Origin of the sequence: Paraburkholderia sp. A3BS-1L (assembly GCF_051125215.1) — a bacterium.
Lineage (GTDB): Bacteria > Pseudomonadota > Gammaproteobacteria > Burkholderiales > Burkholderiaceae > Paraburkholderia.
In genome coordinates, this window is sequence record NZ_CP120443.1 from 1,923,316 (window position 1) to 1,938,742 (window position 15,427).

At 63.5% G+C, this 15,427-nt stretch carries 13 protein-coding genes; 4 read left to right on the top strand and 9 right to left on the bottom strand.

The features are described from left to right. Window positions 1-13: 13 nt before the first annotated feature. From P5W99_RS23780 to P5W99_RS23810, 7 genes are all read right to left on the bottom strand, one after another. The gene (locus P5W99_RS23780; RefSeq protein WP_421025833.1) at window positions 14-766 is read right to left on the bottom strand and encodes a peptidylprolyl isomerase; all 753 of its coding nucleotides are present in this window, start codon (window positions 764-766) and stop codon (window positions 14-16) included. 66 nt (window positions 767-832) lie between these two features. Continuing rightward, the gene (locus tag P5W99_RS23785) at window positions 833-2,212 is read right to left on the bottom strand and encodes an HlyD family efflux transporter periplasmic adaptor subunit (protein WP_421027029.1); all 1,380 of its coding nucleotides are present in this window, start codon (window positions 2,210-2,212) and stop codon (window positions 833-835) included. 40 nt (window positions 2,213-2,252) lie between these two features. After that, window positions 2,253-4,199: an FHA domain-containing protein gene (locus P5W99_RS23790; RefSeq protein ID WP_434663293.1), complete on the bottom strand. Its 1,947-nt coding sequence runs from the start codon at window positions 4,197-4,199 to the stop codon at window positions 2,253-2,255. 166 nt (window positions 4,200-4,365) lie between these two features. Then, window positions 4,366-5,796 carry an efflux transporter outer membrane subunit gene (locus P5W99_RS23795; RefSeq protein ID WP_421027030.1) on the bottom strand — a complete coding sequence of 477 codons (1,431 nt, stop codon included), beginning with the start codon at window positions 5,794-5,796 and terminating at the stop codon, window positions 4,366-4,368. 171 nt (window positions 5,797-5,967) lie between these two features. Continuing rightward, complete coding sequence (locus P5W99_RS23800) at window positions 5,968-6,237, bottom strand: hypothetical protein (RefSeq protein ID WP_421025835.1); 270 nt, start codon at window positions 6,235-6,237, stop codon at window positions 5,968-5,970. A gap of 395 nt (window positions 6,238-6,632) precedes the next feature. Then, a complete protein-coding gene (locus tag P5W99_RS23805) occupies window positions 6,633-7,070 on the bottom strand; it encodes a DUF4399 domain-containing protein (RefSeq protein ID WP_421025836.1) in 438 nt (145 codons plus the stop codon). 49 nt (window positions 7,071-7,119) lie between these two features. Continuing rightward, window positions 7,120-7,545: a DUF4399 domain-containing protein gene (locus P5W99_RS23810; RefSeq protein ID WP_421025837.1), complete on the bottom strand. Its 426-nt coding sequence runs from the start codon at window positions 7,543-7,545 to the stop codon at window positions 7,120-7,122. Between the two features lie 319 nt (window positions 7,546-7,864). On the opposite strand from P5W99_RS23810, the gene P5W99_RS23815 reads away from it, so the two are divergent. The 4 genes from P5W99_RS23815 (at window position 7,865) to P5W99_RS23830 (ending at window position 13,637) form a co-directional block, all read left to right on the top strand. Then, window positions 7,865-9,238, top strand: a complete 1,374-nt coding sequence (locus tag P5W99_RS23815; RefSeq protein WP_434663297.1) for a formylglycine-generating enzyme family protein — start codon at window positions 7,865-7,867, stop codon at window positions 9,236-9,238. A gap of 102 nt (window positions 9,239-9,340) precedes the next feature. Next, window positions 9,341-12,133 carry a xanthine dehydrogenase family protein molybdopterin-binding subunit gene (locus P5W99_RS23820; RefSeq protein WP_434663299.1) on the top strand — a complete coding sequence of 931 codons (2,793 nt, stop codon included), beginning with the start codon at window positions 9,341-9,343 and terminating at the stop codon, window positions 12,131-12,133. Then, entirely contained in the window at window positions 12,130-12,645 is a 516-nt protein-coding gene (locus P5W99_RS23825; protein WP_434663302.1) for a (2Fe-2S)-binding protein, read from the top strand. The genes P5W99_RS23820 and P5W99_RS23825 overlap by 4 nt, the downstream gene beginning before the upstream one ends. Window positions 12,646-12,686: 41 nt before the next feature. Beyond that, complete coding sequence (locus tag P5W99_RS23830; RefSeq protein WP_434663305.1) at window positions 12,687-13,637, top strand: hypothetical protein; 951 nt, start codon at window positions 12,687-12,689, stop codon at window positions 13,635-13,637. 37 nt (window positions 13,638-13,674) lie between these two features. Here P5W99_RS23830 and P5W99_RS23835 read toward each other — a convergent pair whose 3' ends face one another. Together P5W99_RS23835 and P5W99_RS23840 are read right to left on the bottom strand one after the other, a co-directional pair. Next, window positions 13,675-14,295, bottom strand: a complete 621-nt coding sequence (locus P5W99_RS23835) for an HD domain-containing protein (RefSeq protein WP_421025842.1) — start codon at window positions 14,293-14,295, stop codon at window positions 13,675-13,677. Between the two features lie 61 nt (window positions 14,296-14,356). Beyond that, window positions 14,357-15,418: a patatin-like phospholipase family protein gene (locus P5W99_RS23840; protein WP_421025843.1), complete on the bottom strand. Its 1,062-nt coding sequence runs from the start codon at window positions 15,416-15,418 to the stop codon at window positions 14,357-14,359. Window positions 15,419-15,427: the final 9 nt, after the last annotated feature.

Genomic DNA, 15,427 nt, shown 5'->3' on the forward strand with positions numbered 1-15,427 from the left:
GGGCTCCGCGTATTCAATGCGCGTCGATGATGTGTTCCTGCGCGCGCTCGGCCAGCCATTCCTCGCGCAACAGCCGGCGCACTTCGGAGGAGACTTCCGCATCCAGCGTCGCCGGATGGTTCGCACTCACGCAGAAGATCTCGAAGAACGAGCCGTCGGGCGCGGGAAAGGGCCCGAGCAGGTCCCCCACCTGCGCGTTGAACACCTTCGCTTCGATGTCGGTCTTGAGCGAGCCGCGCAGCACCTTGCCGATCACGCCGCCGCGCTCGCTCGTATCGGCGATCGAGTGCTCGCGCGCCATTTCGCCGAACGCCTGCGGGTCGTCTTCGAGAATCGACATCACTTCGCGCGCCTTGCCTTCGGAGTCCACCACGATATGGCTCACCTCGATGCTGTCGAACTTCGGCGAATTGAGCTTGAAATAGCTTTCGACGGCCTCGTCGCTGCAGATCTGGTCGAAGGTCTTCTCCTGATAGAGGGTGTCGGTAATGAAGCGCTCGAACTCGTCCAGGCTGATGCCGAACACGTCCAGATAGCGATTCATGTCCGCTGCGCGATGCAGCCCGCGCACGCGGCGGAACTGGTCGGCACGCTGCTGGATTTCGTCGGCGCTCACCTGCACGCCCATTTTCTTCGCCGCGATGACGGTGAGCCGGTCGCGCACCTGCTGCTCGACCAGACTCTCGAACTGCCCCGTGAGCTTGAGCACCCGGATGAAATCCTCCGTGCCGATCACCTCGTCATCGATACGTACGATTGCCGTCATCTCGTTCCCCTGAGTTTCAGATCCTGATTCGTGAGTTCCGGGTCGCGGCCGCCCACCCCGCGAGCTTCAGCCCGCGACCTGCCGGAACGGGTCCAGCGCGAAATCGATGAGCCGCCGCTCGCGCACGACGATCTCGGCCGTCGCCGTCATGCCGTAGCGCAGCGGATACGTCGTGCCCGCAATGGAAAAGTCATCGCGCGCAAGGCGCACGCGCCCTTCATAAACAGGCTCGTGCGTTTGCGCCTGGGGCTTGGTGGCCGGCGAAATATATTCGAGCGTGCCATCCACCACGCCATAACGCTGATAAGGAAACGCGTTGAACTTGAGCTTCACGGGCAGCCCTTCGTGCAGAAACGCCCGGTCCTGCTCGGCAATCGCCACCTTGACGACCGGGCGCGCGTTGGCGGGCGCAATGCCGCCCAGCGGCGTGTTGGCCTGAATCTTGTCGCCGGGCTGCGTGGTGGTCACGTCCGTGATGACGCCCGAGACCGGCGCGAGCACCAGCAGGAAGTTGTCCTTGTCGATGTTCTCGAAGCGGATGCGCGCCGCGGCGTCGGCGGCCAGCCGCGCCGTCTGCACCTGCAGGCGCAGCTTGTCCTCGGTATTGGCGATTTCGCGCTCGGTGGCATCGTATTCGATACGCAGATTCGTGAGCGTCTCGGCACTGCCCTGAAGCTGCGCCTTCGCCTGCGCGAACTCGTGGCTCGTCTGCGCCTGCAGCGCGGCAAGCCGCGCCTGGGCAATCCGGTAGTTGTTGTCCGCCTGCAAAAACGCGCTGCGCTTTTCTTCTACCTGGCTTTGCGAAATCCCTCCGCCGCCGGGCAGCGCAAACAATCGCTCGTACTTGTCCTGCTCTTCCTTCGCGAGGTCGCGCACGTGGCGCGCGTTGTCGATGTTGCCGCGCGCTTCGTCCAGCTGTGCGTTCTCGGCCTGCTGCAGCTTGCTCGTGCCTTCCGCAACGCGGTTTTCATGCGCTTGCTCTTCCACGTCGATCTGCGCCTTGAGCGCCTCGGCCTTGCGCACCATGAGCGCCTTCTTTTCGGGGAACTCCTTCCACTCGCGCTCGGCGTCGTCAAGCTTCAGGCGCGCGTCGAGCGCGTTGGTTGCCGCCTGGATCGCACCGCGCGCATTGATCCGGCCAACCACGTCGTCCTTCTCCACGGGCTGGCCCTCGGCGATATAGATATCGACCAGCTCGCCGTCCACGGGCGCATAAATGCGGCGCACCTCGGACTCGGGCGAGAGCGTGCCCGGCGCGCTCACGATCACATCCGCGCGGCCGACGAACGACCAGGCGAGCCCGCAGACCACGAGCGCCACCAGCGCGATGATGGTCGCCTCGATCAAGCGCCATGGCCGCGCGGTCAGGATCGCGAGGCCTTCCTCGCTGTGATCGTCGAGCGCCTCGCCAAGCGGCCGGGGCGGCTCGGGCGCAGCAGGCACCACCGCGCGTGACTGGAGCGTGTGCAGCGCCGCGCGCAGGCGCTCAACGAGCCGGGGCAGCTTCACCGTGGTCTCCTGCCGATGCGAGCCTTTCAAGCCGGGCCGCATGGGCCGCGAATTGCGGCGTGGCGAAGTGCGCCGCGGCGAGGCGCTCACGCACCGCCTGCACATGGCCGGCGTGCGCCTCGCTGTCGATCTGCTGATACTGGTCGAAGTCGGCGCGCACGGCGTCGAGCCCGGCCAGCCGCGGGTAGCGTTGAGCGTAGTCGGCCAGCATCGCGGCGAGCCCGTCGAGACGGTCGCTCTCCAGCGCCTCGCCGATCGCCTGCTTGATGCGCTCGAGCGCGGCGACGTAGACCGAGTCGTCGCTTTGCAGCTTGCGCAAGTGGCTGAGCGCATCGGCATAGACCGTCGCAAACGCCGGCACGTAGGCCGAAATCCGGTCGAGTGCGCGCTGATGCTCGCCGGGGTCGTCGTTCCAGCGGCTCGTGATTGCCCGGATGGGCGCTTCGTCGCGATAGATGCGGATCGGCGCTTGCGGGCCGCCGCGCCCCAGCACGAACGACTGCAGCGCGCCCATCCAGCCGATGTTCTCCACGAGCGGCGCTGCGTCCGGGTTGTGGCGCGCAAGCGCGCGCATCGCCTGCACGATGGCTTGCGCGCGATCGAACGCATGCTCATTGATGGCGGCGATCCATTCGGGCACCTTCGCCTTGACGAGCGCTTCTGTCCCCATCGCGCGCCACGCAGCGTCGTCCGGGTAGCGTGCGAGGTGCTGATCGGCGATACGCGCCGCGCTTTCATATTGGCCGCTCGCGAGCAAGGCTTGCATCTCGCGCTGCGGCGCGCCCTGGAAGTACGTCACGGCAACCAGAACGACGAGCGCGGCCAGCACGCCGCCGCCCCACCAGCCAAGGCGGCGCATGTCGATGCGCCCGCTGCCGCCCAGCGCTTCGCTCAACTCGCAGAGAAACACTTCGAGCCGGCCGCGCCGGCGCCGCGCGTCCGGCGCCGGTTCGGGCGCGCGCGCGGGCGCATCGGGGTTGATCTCGTCGTCCTGCGCGGGCACCGGCGTGCAGAAGATGTCGAGAAACGAGTGCGCGGTGCCGACGAACGTGGTGCGCTCAGGATCGAACACACCATCGGTGCCGGAAGCGGCGGCGGCATGGGGATCGCCAGCAGGCGCGACCGCGCCGGGCTGGCGCGTGGCCGTGACGGTGGAATCGGTTGACGACGCGCTTTCGAGGCCGACGCGGTAAGCGAAGTGGTCGCCGCCGAACGCGAGCCGCTGCCCTTGTGCCAGCCGCACTGCGTGCTCGGCGAGGCGCTGCCCGTCAACGAACGTGCCATTGGTGCTGTCGAGGTCTTCGACGTATACGGCATCGTCCTCGGCGTAGATGTGCGCGTGGCGCCGCGAGAGGTAGTTCACCTGATGCGGCCAGGCCTCGCGATACTGGGCGAAGGTCTCGTCGGCCTTGCTCACGAGAAACGGAAAACTGCTGATGACGATCGGCTGCAAACCCAGATCGCCGCGTTCAGGCGTGAGCGTCACGATGGCCGAGCGCACTGCCGCGCGCGCCGCGCGAGGGACGAAACCCACGCGGTATCTGAGTGTGCCCGCAAAGCAGAGCTCGTCGCCGTCTTTCAGGACGTGGGGCTTCTGCGTGACTTCGATACCGTTGACCGCCGTGCCGTTCTTGCTGTCCAGGTCGGCCACGTAGGCCACGCTGCCTTCGCGGAAGATGCGCGCATGACGGCGCGAAACGTCGACGACCAGTTCGGGCCGCGCGGACGCGAAAGGCGGCTGCGTGCGCCCCACGGCGAACAGATCCTTGTCGATGCGGATCTCGCCCAGTTCCGGATGGGATATCGGCCGAAGCACGATATCGAAGGTCCGGTCGAGTGTGGTCTGCCTCTCAACAATCGGAGCGGCACTCGAAGCGGCAATCGAAGCGACGTCAGGCACCATGATTCCGCCAACGATCAGCATTGGCCCGCCAGACTGCGCGCAGCACGAGCGCTGCGTGCGCACCGGCGATCCGTGTGAAGCCGCGCGCCCTGCACATGGCGATCGGAGTGTGAGAAAAGTGTAGGCGACGGATCGCGGGAATCAAACCACTGGCGCGTCCCGCCGCGTTGCGCGTGCTCACCCTCGCTCACCTTGCCGGGGCTGCGGCCACAGCCGACGATGCCACGTTGGTCACTTCGACAGCAGGCCACCCGCCGCCGATTGCCTTATAGAGCGTGACGGTGTCGCTCAGGATCTGTTCGTGATTGGCGAGCAGCGATAGCTCCGCGGAAGCGAGCGAACGTTCGGACTCCAGCACTTCGAGCTGAGAGACGAGCCCTTCCTTCAACTGGGCCTCCACTTGTGCCGCGACCATGCGCAAACGCTCGTTCTGCTGGAGCAGCTCGGTGCGCTGCTTTTTGTGCGCGTCGAGATTCACGAGCGCATTTTCGACTTCCTCGAAGGCCGTGAAAACCACCTGACGATACTGCTCTTCAGTCACCTTGCTTTGCGCCTCGGTCGTCTTGATGTGCGCATGCACTCCCGGATCGAACATCGGCAGGTTGATGCTCGGCATGAAGCTGAAGGTGAAGGCCTTGAACAGGTCGGAGAGCGAGAATGCGGCCGTGCCGCCGCGCCCCGTGAGACTGATGGTCGGCAATTGCGCGAGCCGCGCGGCGCCCACTTCATCATACGATTCGAGAATGCGGAACTGCGCGGCCACTACATCGGGGCGGCGTGCAAGCAACTGGGCGGGCAGCCCCATCGGCACGTCGGGCAGCTTCACGCGCTGGCGCAACTGGCCCGCCGGCATCTTGAACTCGCCCGCCGGCACGCCAATCAGCGTGGCCAGCGCGTTTTCCTCGGTATCGCGCGAGCGGTGCAGCTCGAGCAGCTCGTTCACGAGGCCGTTGATTTCGGCGCTCTGGCGCAGCACCTCGGTCCTCGGCGCCACACCATTTGCATACATCTGCTCGTAGATCGTGAGAATTTGCTTGTTCTTGTCGAGCGTCTGTTGCTCCTCGCGGATTTGATCGTCGAACTGGAGAATCTGGAAATAAGTGGTCGCCACATTCGCAACGAGCGTGAGCCACCCCGCGCGCCAATCCGCCTCGCTCGCGTGGTATTCCGCCTTCTGGGCCTGCACGCCTTTTTCGACCTTGCCCCAGATGTCGATGTCCCAGTTCAACTGCGTGCCGACGCTATAGGTCTTCGTGAGCTTTTGCCCCGTGCTCTTTTCGTAATCGATACCCGCGCCCGCATCGAGCGTGGGCAGCGCGCCGGCCTGCACTTCGCCGATCTGCGCACCGGCCACGCCAATGCGTGCCGCGAGAATCTTGATGTCGACGTTGCCCGAGATCGCCTTGTCGATCAGCGTGTTCAGGTACGGGTCGTTGAAGGCTTTCCACCATTGCGCGTCGACCGTATCCGCCGCGGAAACAGCGCCGTGCGCGTGCGCCCAGGTTTGCTTGGCCGGCATGTCGGGGCGGTGGTAAGCAGGCGTGCTGAGATCCGAGCAACCGCACAGCAGCGCCGCACTCAATCCCGCCAGGCCCATGAAGCGCGCCAGCAAACCCATCGTGCTGCAACGTGCAGGTGCGGGAAACGGCGTGTGCAACGGCATGTGCAACGGCGAAAGCGGTGTGTTCACGATCGACTCCTTGAGCGGAACGCGACGGCGAGGCGGTATGGGATGGGAAGCGAAGGCGGTGACGTGGAAGCGCTTTCGCTTCCACGTCTTGCAGCAGGATCAGAAGAAGTTGATCGTGTTCTTCGCCGTCTGCACCGGATTGACCGACGAATGGATGCCCGATACGAACGCCACATCGTTGCCAGTGTTGCTCACGATATTGTTGGTCTGGCCAATCAGCTGTTCTGCGCTGAAGGTGGTGGTGTCGATCTTCACGCTCGGCGCCGGGTAGTAGACCGGCAGGCCCAGGTAGCCGCCGCGGACGGCGCTCATGGAACGGCAGTCGAGTTCCCGGGTGGCGCTCAGGTCGGCGATCATCAGCTTGCTCATGACAGTTCTCCAGATAGGTAAGGTGCCAGGTGTTGGCGTTTGAGCTGCAATGTTGCGGGCTCGCTTCCATTAAGGCATGAGGCGTGCCAGTTGCGCGGCCGCGCGCCGGCAAAGCCGCGCAACGCCCGCTGCATAGGGACTTCGCCGATGTTCACGGGTGTGCCGAACACCTGAACCGATGCTCGCGGGCCACGCGCGCTGATGGGCGCGCGCCAACTCAGCACGCGAATTGTGTTGGCGCGGCGCCGACACTGAAGCGCCGGGTGTTGAGCGGGTTGCTGGGTGAGGGACTGAAAGCGGGCAGCGAGCGTGCGCTCGCTGTGGATTTGATGACGCCTGGCGCTTGGGCGCGCTTTATCGCGCGCGCCAATGCCCGGTAATCAACTTCGTATGGATCACTTAACGTATAAGGTGATCTTCTTCGAATAGATCGGTGGATTGTGCGGAATGTGATGAGCGTCGCCCATCAGCAGCTGTAGCGTATGCTTGCCCGGCGGCAGCTGGATCGTGGTTTCGGTTTCGCCCGCGCCGAAATGCAGATGGTTGCGGTCCGAGGGAATGGGCTGATCCATTGGCGGCAGGTCGGTGTCGATCAGCAAATGGTGATGCCCGGTGTTCTTGAACTCGACGTCCTTGGGCGCCACGCCCATGTAGCGCAACCCGAACCAGACGCGAAACGGTTTGCCGGCCGGCATCACCTGGCCGTTGTTGGGCCAGCCGATATAGGCGATGGCCTTGGGGTCGGCCGGGGTCGTGCCCGCGTGCGCCGCGCCGCCAAGGAGCAGCACGAGGCTGGCCGCAAAAACACGGACAAAGACAAGAATCCTGTTCATGGCATGCACTCCCGCATCTGGCTGCAAACAGCCAGTAAGCCCTGCTCCGCTACTTCACCGTGATCGTGATCTTCTTCGAGTACACGGGTGGATCGTGCGGCACGTGGTTGTAGTCGCCCATCAGCAACTGCAGCGTGTGCTTGCCCGGGGGAAGCTCGATGCGGGCCTCCGTTTCGCCCGCTCCGAAATGAAGATGATTGCGGTCCGACGGGATCGGCTGGTCCAGCGGCGGGAGATCCGTGTCGACGAGCACGTGATGATGGCCCGTGTTCGCCCGGTTCACGCCCTTGGGGCAGACGCCCATGTTGCGCAAACCCATGCGTACCCAGAACTTGCCGTTTGGAATCGTTGCTCCGTCCGGTGGCCAGATGATGTAGACCTCGGCGCCCGGCGGCGATGGGGTGCGCTCGGCAAACGCCAGACGCGGTATCAGAACAACCGCTGCCAGTGCCAACAAGGTTTTTCTTCGTTGCATCTCGTTGCTCCTTCTGCGGCGATCCGCACGCTGCCTCGCGATCCGGCGCGTGATGTACAGCTTAGGTCGGATTCCCCCGGATGCACATATATCGGCGCGTGTGCGCCGCCTTCGTTTCAACCGCTTCATTCATCTCATGCATCGCCCGCACGCGTGCTATTTTGTAGTTGTATACGAACAGTGTTTGTGTCTGTACCCTGAAGCGTCAATAAGGCAGCACACCTCTGTATGAGAAGCCGATGCCTTCCAGGGTTTTCCTGATTTGCTGCGGGTTTGCTCCTGATGTTGCTCCTCGTGTTGCGTGATAGGGAGAACGAACATGTGGCGGCGATTGGTGCCTGTGTGCCTGTTGGCCTCGCTCAGCCTGAGCTCGGCGACCCTCCCAGCCATGCCGGCAACGCATGGCCGTCCGGCTCCGGCAAGCACGCTGCACGCCGTGGCGCTGCGAGCGCATTTCAGCTACGCGCGCGCGATACCCGCTGTCCATTCCGGTAACGATTTTGCTGTCATGCGCGTTGGCCTGATGCCCAAGGACACCTCGGAAGAGTACGAGATCACGTTCTGGAATTCGGTCAAGGACAGCCAATACGCGAGCGACTATGAGGCGTATCTGAAGGCGTATCCGAACGGGCGCTTCGCGCCGCTCGCCCAGGCGCGTCTTGCACGCTTGCGCGCAATGGCGTCGAAAGCGCCCGCTGCGCCAGCAGCACACGAGGCGAGCGGTGCTGCAAGCGCGGCACCCGCGCCGGCCACGCAAGCGAAGCCCCCGCCTCCCGCAGCCGCACCGCCAGCCACGCAAGCGAAGGCCGCTCCCCCTGTAGCCACGTCGCCATCCGCGCAAACGAAGGCGCCGCCAGCCGCAGCCGCACCGCCAGCCGCACAAGCGAAGCCGGCGCCCGCCGCCGCAGTAGCGGTTCCCGCAGCAGTTCAAGCGGCGGTGCCTGCGAAGACCAATGTCGTCGCCGTCAAGCCGGGCCCGCACGATATTCAGGACTGCCCCGCTTGTCCGTTGTTGATCGCAGTAACGCCGGGCAACTTCATGATGGGCAACGAAACCGACGACCCATCGGAAAAACCCGTGCACCGCGTAACGATTGGCCACGGCTACGCGCTCGCGAAATATTCGGTGACCGTGGCGCAGTGGAACGCGTGCGTCATCGCCGGCGCTTGCCCGCGCTTGTCGAGCGATAGCAACGCCGCGCCGAATGCCCCCGTGCGCGACCTGAGCTGGGACGACGCGCAGCAATACGTGAAATGGCTCTCCAGGATCAGCGGCAAGCCCTACCGCCTGCCGACCGAGGCCGAGTGGGAATATGCGGCGCGCGGCGGCACCGCAACGCGCTACTGGTGGGGCAACGAAATGCGCAAGGGCACGGCGAACTGCAAGGATTGCGGGCCGCCGTGGCGCGTGGAAGCCCCCGACGATGTCGGCTCTTTTGCGGCCAATCCCTATGGCTTCTACGACATGGCCGGCGGGGTCTGGGAATGGGTGAGCGACTGTTGGCACAACTCGTACAAGAACGCCCCCGACGACGGCCGCTCGTGGGACGAGCCCAACTGCCAGGCGCGGGTAATCCGCGGCGGCTCCTGGCGAGACGGCGCAGGCTATATGCTGAGCGCCACGCGTTTCAAATACGACAGCAGCGTGCGTTACAACGCCAATGGATTTCGTGTGGCGCGGGACATGCAATAGCGTGTGCCATAGCGCGGCCACGCGGTGCAGGTGTCCTCAAAGACAGTCCGAATCATGTAAGCACACCCGTAAGGATTCGATTTCCATACGTGGAGACGCAGCATGGCTTGCGATGTTTCCCTCACCCGCCGAACCTTCCTCAAGGCCATGGGCAGTGGCGCATTCACGGTCTCGGTGAGTTCGATCACGGCGTTGACCGGTGCGTGTTCTGCCCAGCGCACACAAAGCGAACCCGCCGGAACGATTGGCCCGGGCACCCACGCCACGCCAGAAGCCGCGGCACCGGAGAAAGCCGTGAATGGCATGCCCGCATGGGCGCCGAAGCCCGGCAAGGCGCGCTGGCGTATCGAAGGCGTGCGCAAGGTCACGGGAGCGAAGATCTACGCGCGCGACTTCAAGGCACGCGACTTCGCGGGATGGCCGAAACAGGAAAACTGGCTATACGCGCTGCGGTGCAATTGCATCGACAAGAAGGTCGAGGGATTCGATCTCAGCGTATTGCCTCGCGAGCTTCGTCCCATTGCCGTGATATCCAACGAGACGCTAAACGACAATCACATTTATCTCTCGACCAAGCCGGATCCGAGAAAGAACAAGGATATCTATCTTTTTGCGCAGCCAGGCGACCCGGCGGATTGCTACGGTCAGCCCGTCGCCCTGTTGATCTTCGAAGACTTCGATACCTGGCGCCGCGCGAAAAAGCTGCTCGAATTCAACGATGCGGTCATTCGCTATGGCGCAACGGTATCGCGGGACAACCAGCCGCCGCCCTTGTTTTCGTTGCCCAAACTCTATGTGCGCGACGACGACAAATCGTTCTCTAACATCCGCATGGTTACGGACACCAATGGCAACCCAACCGACGCGTTCCGCAGCCAGAGCAAAACCGTGAGCGACGAGATTCGCGCGCTGGCGAGGCGCAATGTCGAAAGCAGCGCCTGGCGCCAGTTCGACGGCGCGTTTCAGACACCCGCAATCGACCCTGTCTTTCTGGAACCGGAAGCGGGACTGGCCTGGTATCAGCAGGACGCCGGCGTGCTGCAACTGGTGCTCGGCACACAATCGCCACGCGACGACGCCACCTCTGCCGGCAGCCTGTTTGCCAATAGCAAGATCCATATCGATCACGTGCATGTGACCGGATGTTATCCCGGCGGCGGCTTCGGCGGCCGGGACAAATCGTACTTCCCGCTCTATCTTGCGCTTGCGGCGCCGTTTGCGAAGGGGGCATTGCGCTGGCAACAGTCACGCTACGAACAGTTCCAGGTAGGCCTGAAACGATCCGAAACCGAATTCACGGAGTCCATCTGGGTGGACCGCAATGGCAAGCTCCAGGCATTGGACAGCACGTTCAAGCTCAATGGCGGCGGCAAGGCCAACCTGTCGGGTGCCGTGGGCGACCTCGCGGCGATGAGTTCGATGAGTTGCTACGACATTCCGCGCGCGATTGCGCAAAGCTCGGTGACCTGGACGCCCGAGGTGTTCGGTGGTTCACAGCGCGGCTTCGGCGGCCCGCAAGCCTTTCTGGCCATCGAAACGTTGCTGGACGAGGCCGCCCAGTCTCTGCACAAGAGCCCATTTGAGATTCGCCGCGACAATCTGCTTGTCAAAGGCCGTGGCAAGACGCTGACCGGCGCGCCCATTCTGTTCGACCTGCAACTCGAAGAACTGCTGAACCGGCTCGAAACTCACTCGCTGTGGCGCAACCGGGAAAGCACCCGCGCGCAAAAGCGCAAGCAAGGATTGCGATATGGCGTCGGGCTCGCCATGTCAAATCAAGCCTACGGCACCGGGAAAGACGCTGTGTTCGCGATGGTGCAGATTCAGCCGGATGCCGACGTGCGCGTGCTGACGCACTACACCGATATGGGCAATGGCGCGGCGACCACATTGGGACTCGCACCCGCCACATGGCTCGGGCGCAACGCGCAAGAAATCGTGATGAGCGAGGTCGAGGCGTTCGCCTCCATTACGGATTTCAACTACCGGGCGCTCGGCCAATGGCCGGACGACAGCCGAAGCTATCCCATTTCCGGGCCGTTTGGGTCGTCGAGCGCGTGCCTCGGGGCATTCCATCACTATCAGGCCGTGGATCGCGCGGCCATGGTGCTGATGTTGCAGAGCGTGCTGCCCGCCGCGCGCCAGATATGGGGCAACGCGCGCATTGCGCCGCAAGCGCTCAAGTGGACGAACGGAAAGCTGACGGCCCCTGGCCGCCCGTCACTCAGCTGGTCCGCCTTGCTCGACGAAATGGAACGCATGCAGCTGCCCACCGTGGCGGCCGTCCACGTGACCTACGCGGGCGATTTCTGGAGACGTCAGTACACCTTCAAGTCCGGAGCCGCCGAGATGGATTGCGACTTCGTGGCAGTCGGCACCGATACGCGCAACCTCAAGCCGTTGCCTCACGGTGCGCTGATCGCGCCGCACGACGCAGTGGGATACGGCCGGACCAACTATGCGCCCGCTGCCGCGCTGGTCGCGCTAAGCGTCAGCCCAGCCAGCGGGCACGTCAAGATCGAGCATGTCGTCACCACGCTCAGCGCCGGCCGGCTGATTTGCCCTGAGATCGTCGAAGGTCAATCGCAAGGCGCTGTTGCAATGGCGATCGGCAACGTGCTCAGCGAAGCGTGCCCGCTCGGCGACCAAGGCCCCGGAAACGGCAAGTGGAATCTGGACCAGTACCTGATCACGCGCATGACCGACGTGCCGATCCAGGAACTCATCACGCTGCCGCCGCCCGCGGACAAGGATCGCCATGGGGCACGCGGAATCGGCGAGGCCGTCATGTGTCCCATCGCGCCCGCGCTGCTCAATGCGCTGGCCATGGCAACAGGGCGCCGCTTCAGGCAAACACCGGTGACATCCGGGATGATTCGGGAGGCACTGGCATGAGCGGACGTGCGGTGCAGATTCACGTGAACGGGCAAGCGGTCACGGTTCCAGCGGCCGATGCCGATATGAGCCTCGCTGAATTCCTTCACGAACGCATGGACTTGACGGGCACCAAAGTGTGCTGCGGCATCGGCGTATGCCGTGCGTGCACCGTAGGCATGCGTAGCGGCCAGGACGCGTTGATGGAAAAAACCCTGGCATGCGTGACGCCCGTCAGCGCCGTCGCGGATCAGTACATCTATACCGTAGAGAGCCTCGCGCAAGGGGCCACGCTCTCGCCGCTGCAACAGACCTTCCTCGAATCCTTCGCGTTTCAATGCGGGTACTGCACGCCCGGTTTCCTGATGGCGGCCACCGCCATGCTCGAACATTTGAAGGCCTACGGCACCGATCAACTCGAAGCGGCCATCGATACCTGGGTGGGCGGCAATCTGTGCCGCTGCACCGGCTACGTCAAGTACCGCGATGCCATCCGCAAAGTCGCGCAACAGCACATGAAAGTCGGAGCGTGAAGATGCGCCGAGCGATCCGGCTATTCGCACTGGCCTGCATCATGGCCATGCCGCTTGCGGCCAGGGCTCGCGAACAGACATTGCTCGAATACGCCGAGCAATGCGCGAAGGAAATCGGCGCAATTCCCGCCTTCGACTGCAACGACGGAACGGACATACCCATTACGATCAACGGCAAGCCTCCCGCGAAAAATGAATCTCCACGGCTGTGCGACAAGCCCTCTTTACTTCACCCGGACTCCGAAGTAACGGGACAGTGCATCCCGTATTCGAAAATTCTGAATCTATCGCGCGGCAATACGCAGATCGCCGCGTACTGCCGTCGCAACACGCTGCGCGCCGACACGAATCCAAACTATGACGAAGTCGACATCGTCATGCATCACTCTGGCAACGGCAAGACCTGCTGGTTCCAATCCGCACCCGCTTCGGGCACGAAAGGATTCGATGCAACCCGTGTGCCGCCGCCCAACGAGAAAAGGCCGCCGCCAGGCCGTCCCTCCGCGGTCGAATTCTGGATGAGTCCCGCAAAGGTTGCAGCGGAGAAGCCCACCTGCGTGTCCTGCCACGATGCCGGACCGTTTGTCTTCAGCCCGTATATCGGGCAGGTCTGGGACAAGGTGCCCACCGACCCATGGGGGAGATATTCGAACATCGGCGCGGCATTTTCATCGCATCGCCTCACGACGATCACCACACCGGGCAACGCCTGTATCGGCTGCCACCGGATAGGCAGCGAGAAGAGTTGCACGGCCTATATCGGCCTTTCGGCGGGCAAGCTTTCCGCGCCTGGGAACGACACGCTCGCCAACCGTTATCCGCTTAGCCACTGGATGCCGACCGACAACACCATGAGCGAGGCGCAATGGAATGAGGCAAACGTGAAATCGGTCGAGGCCTTGCTGGCCTGCTGCAATGACAAGGCACACAAAAACCCGAACTGCAGCTTCAGTCCCGTTCCAGCAAGTTCGAAGGCGAGCTACGGTAAATGACGCCACGATCTGTTTCGAACGCAACGACGCCATTTTGTCATTGCAATTCCAGCCTCTGCCCCCCGAGCCGCCATGCGATATTTTCGCGCGCGCGCACCTCGCAGCGTGAATGGAAGTAATCGGTCAGGTAGATGCGTGGCCGCGCGAGCAAGCCTCGCAGGATCTTGCTCTCTTGCAAGGCGTAGGCGTGGTCGTCAAGGTCCGGGCGTTCGGCTCTCAGGCGCATGCCGTCTTCCTGAAACCGGCGACGCGGTGCGCCGAGCGCCGCGAGATCGATATCGCACGCAAAGCGCGAATCCAGTTCGACTGGAACGCGGGTGTGCCGGGTCGCGAGAATCGCGTCGCAAATGCGCTCGCGCATCACCATGCGATCGTCGGCCCGGCGCAGCACCCAGTCGACGCTGCGCTGTTCGTTATCCTGAGCGCCGGGCACGTATATCACGTCGTGGCACCATAGGGCCAGCTCAACGACATCGCGGCGCTCAATGGCATCGCGCGCCAGATCGAAATCGCGCAGGCAGCGTCGAACGTGACGCAACGTATGATAGTGACGGCCCGGTTCCCCATAGCGACGCACGAGATCGGCATACACGGCGTCGGCGTGCTGCCCCCCGTTGCGCGACCACAACTCGACGAAGCGCTCCTGCCTCAGGTTCACCCTTGCTCCTTTGCGCACCGCGCGTCCTGGCACCGGTCTTGCGCAGCCGCTATCGACAGCCTCAGAGAAATTCCTTGCGAATGTCGATGCTCGAGCGCCGGCCTATATCGACATAGTGCCTCGCGAGCCACGCATCGGCTTCCTTTCGGCCGTTGTCCCGCAGTTCGCACAGGAAATTCCAATCCGCGTTGTACTTGCTCGATACGCTGAGCGCGCACATTGCCGCGTCGGAGCGGATCGAATGAATCAGCATTTCCTTCATTTCTTCGCGCGCGAACTTACCCTTCTGGATCAGATCGGTAACGAACGCGATCGCGCGCATTTCGCGCATCAACGACGAGTTGAAACTGATTTCGCTGATCCGGTTAAGAATCTCGGCCGCCGTGACCGGCACCCCGCGCCGCACGAGCGGGTTGATATGGACGATCACCACGTCGCGCGTCTTGCAGTGATAGATCAGCGGATAGATGGCAGGGTTGCCCATATAGCCGCCATCCCAGTAGTGCTCGCCTGCGATGGTGACCGCCTGGAACAGCGTCGGCACACAGGCGGAGGCGAGCACGGCGTCCGCGCAGACGTCCTCGCCCGTGAAGAGGCGGATCTTGCCCGTCTCCACGTTGGTCGCGCAAAGGTATAGCAGGATCGGGCACGACTTGCGCAGCGCCGCAAAGTCGACCTGGCGTTCAAGTACTTCCCGCAGCGGATTCAGGTTGTGCGGATTGAACTGGTAGGGCGAGAACATTCGCAGCATCATGTCGGCGAATGCATAGAGCGGCGAATGGTCGAGCCCGAAGCTGTGCGACCCCTTGAGCCACGGCACCCAGCGCAGCGGGTTATAGCGTTCCGCCGACTCGGCAACCGCATGCCAGAAGTCGTGCAGTGCCTCGCGCGCGCCGCTTTCGCCGCCCTTCAACAGCCCGTACGCCAGCACGGCGCCATTCATTGCACCGGCGCTCGTCGCGCTTACGCCTTCGATCGCGAGTCTTTTGTCTTCGAGCAGGCGGTCGAGCACGCCCCACGTGAACGCGCCGTGCATCCCGCCGCCCTGCAATGCCAGCGCGATCTGCTTTGGCGCTGCGGGATCGTTGTCTCTTTCACGGCTTGCTGTCTGCTTCGTCGCCATGGGTCGCCT

What these genes read in the sequence shown, in the direction of transcription:
- P5W99_RS23780 (WP_421025833.1), bottom strand. Translation starts at nt 766, where the DNA reads ATGACGGCAATCGTACGTATCGATGACGAGGTGATCGGCACGGAGGAT.
- P5W99_RS23790 (WP_434663293.1), bottom strand. Translation starts at nt 4,199, where the DNA reads ATGCTGATCGTTGGCGGAATCATGGTGCCTGACGTCGCTTCGATTGCC.
- P5W99_RS23795 (WP_421027030.1), bottom strand. Translation starts at nt 5,796, where the DNA reads ATGGGTTTGCTGGCGCGCTTCATGGGCCTGGCGGGATTGAGTGCGGCG.
- P5W99_RS23800 (WP_421025835.1), bottom strand. Translation starts at nt 6,237, where the DNA reads ATGAGCAAGCTGATGATCGCCGACCTGAGCGCCACCCGGGAACTCGAC.
- P5W99_RS23805 (WP_421025836.1), bottom strand. Translation starts at nt 7,070, where the DNA reads ATGAACAGGATTCTTGTCTTTGTCCGTGTTTTTGCGGCCAGCCTCGTG.
- P5W99_RS23810 (WP_421025837.1), bottom strand. Translation starts at nt 7,545, where the DNA reads ATGCAACGAAGAAAAACCTTGTTGGCACTGGCAGCGGTTGTTCTGATA.
- P5W99_RS23815 (WP_434663297.1), top strand. Translation starts at nt 7,865, where the DNA reads ATGTGGCGGCGATTGGTGCCTGTGTGCCTGTTGGCCTCGCTCAGCCTG.
- P5W99_RS23820 (WP_434663299.1), top strand. Translation starts at nt 9,341, where the DNA reads ATGGCTTGCGATGTTTCCCTCACCCGCCGAACCTTCCTCAAGGCCATG.
- P5W99_RS23825 (WP_434663302.1), top strand. Translation starts at nt 12,130, where the DNA reads ATGAGCGGACGTGCGGTGCAGATTCACGTGAACGGGCAAGCGGTCACG.
- P5W99_RS23830 (WP_434663305.1), top strand. Translation starts at nt 12,687, where the DNA reads ATGGCCATGCCGCTTGCGGCCAGGGCTCGCGAACAGACATTGCTCGAA.
- P5W99_RS23840 (WP_421025843.1), bottom strand. Translation starts at nt 15,418, where the DNA reads ATGGCGACGAAGCAGACAGCAAGCCGTGAAAGAGACAACGATCCCGCA.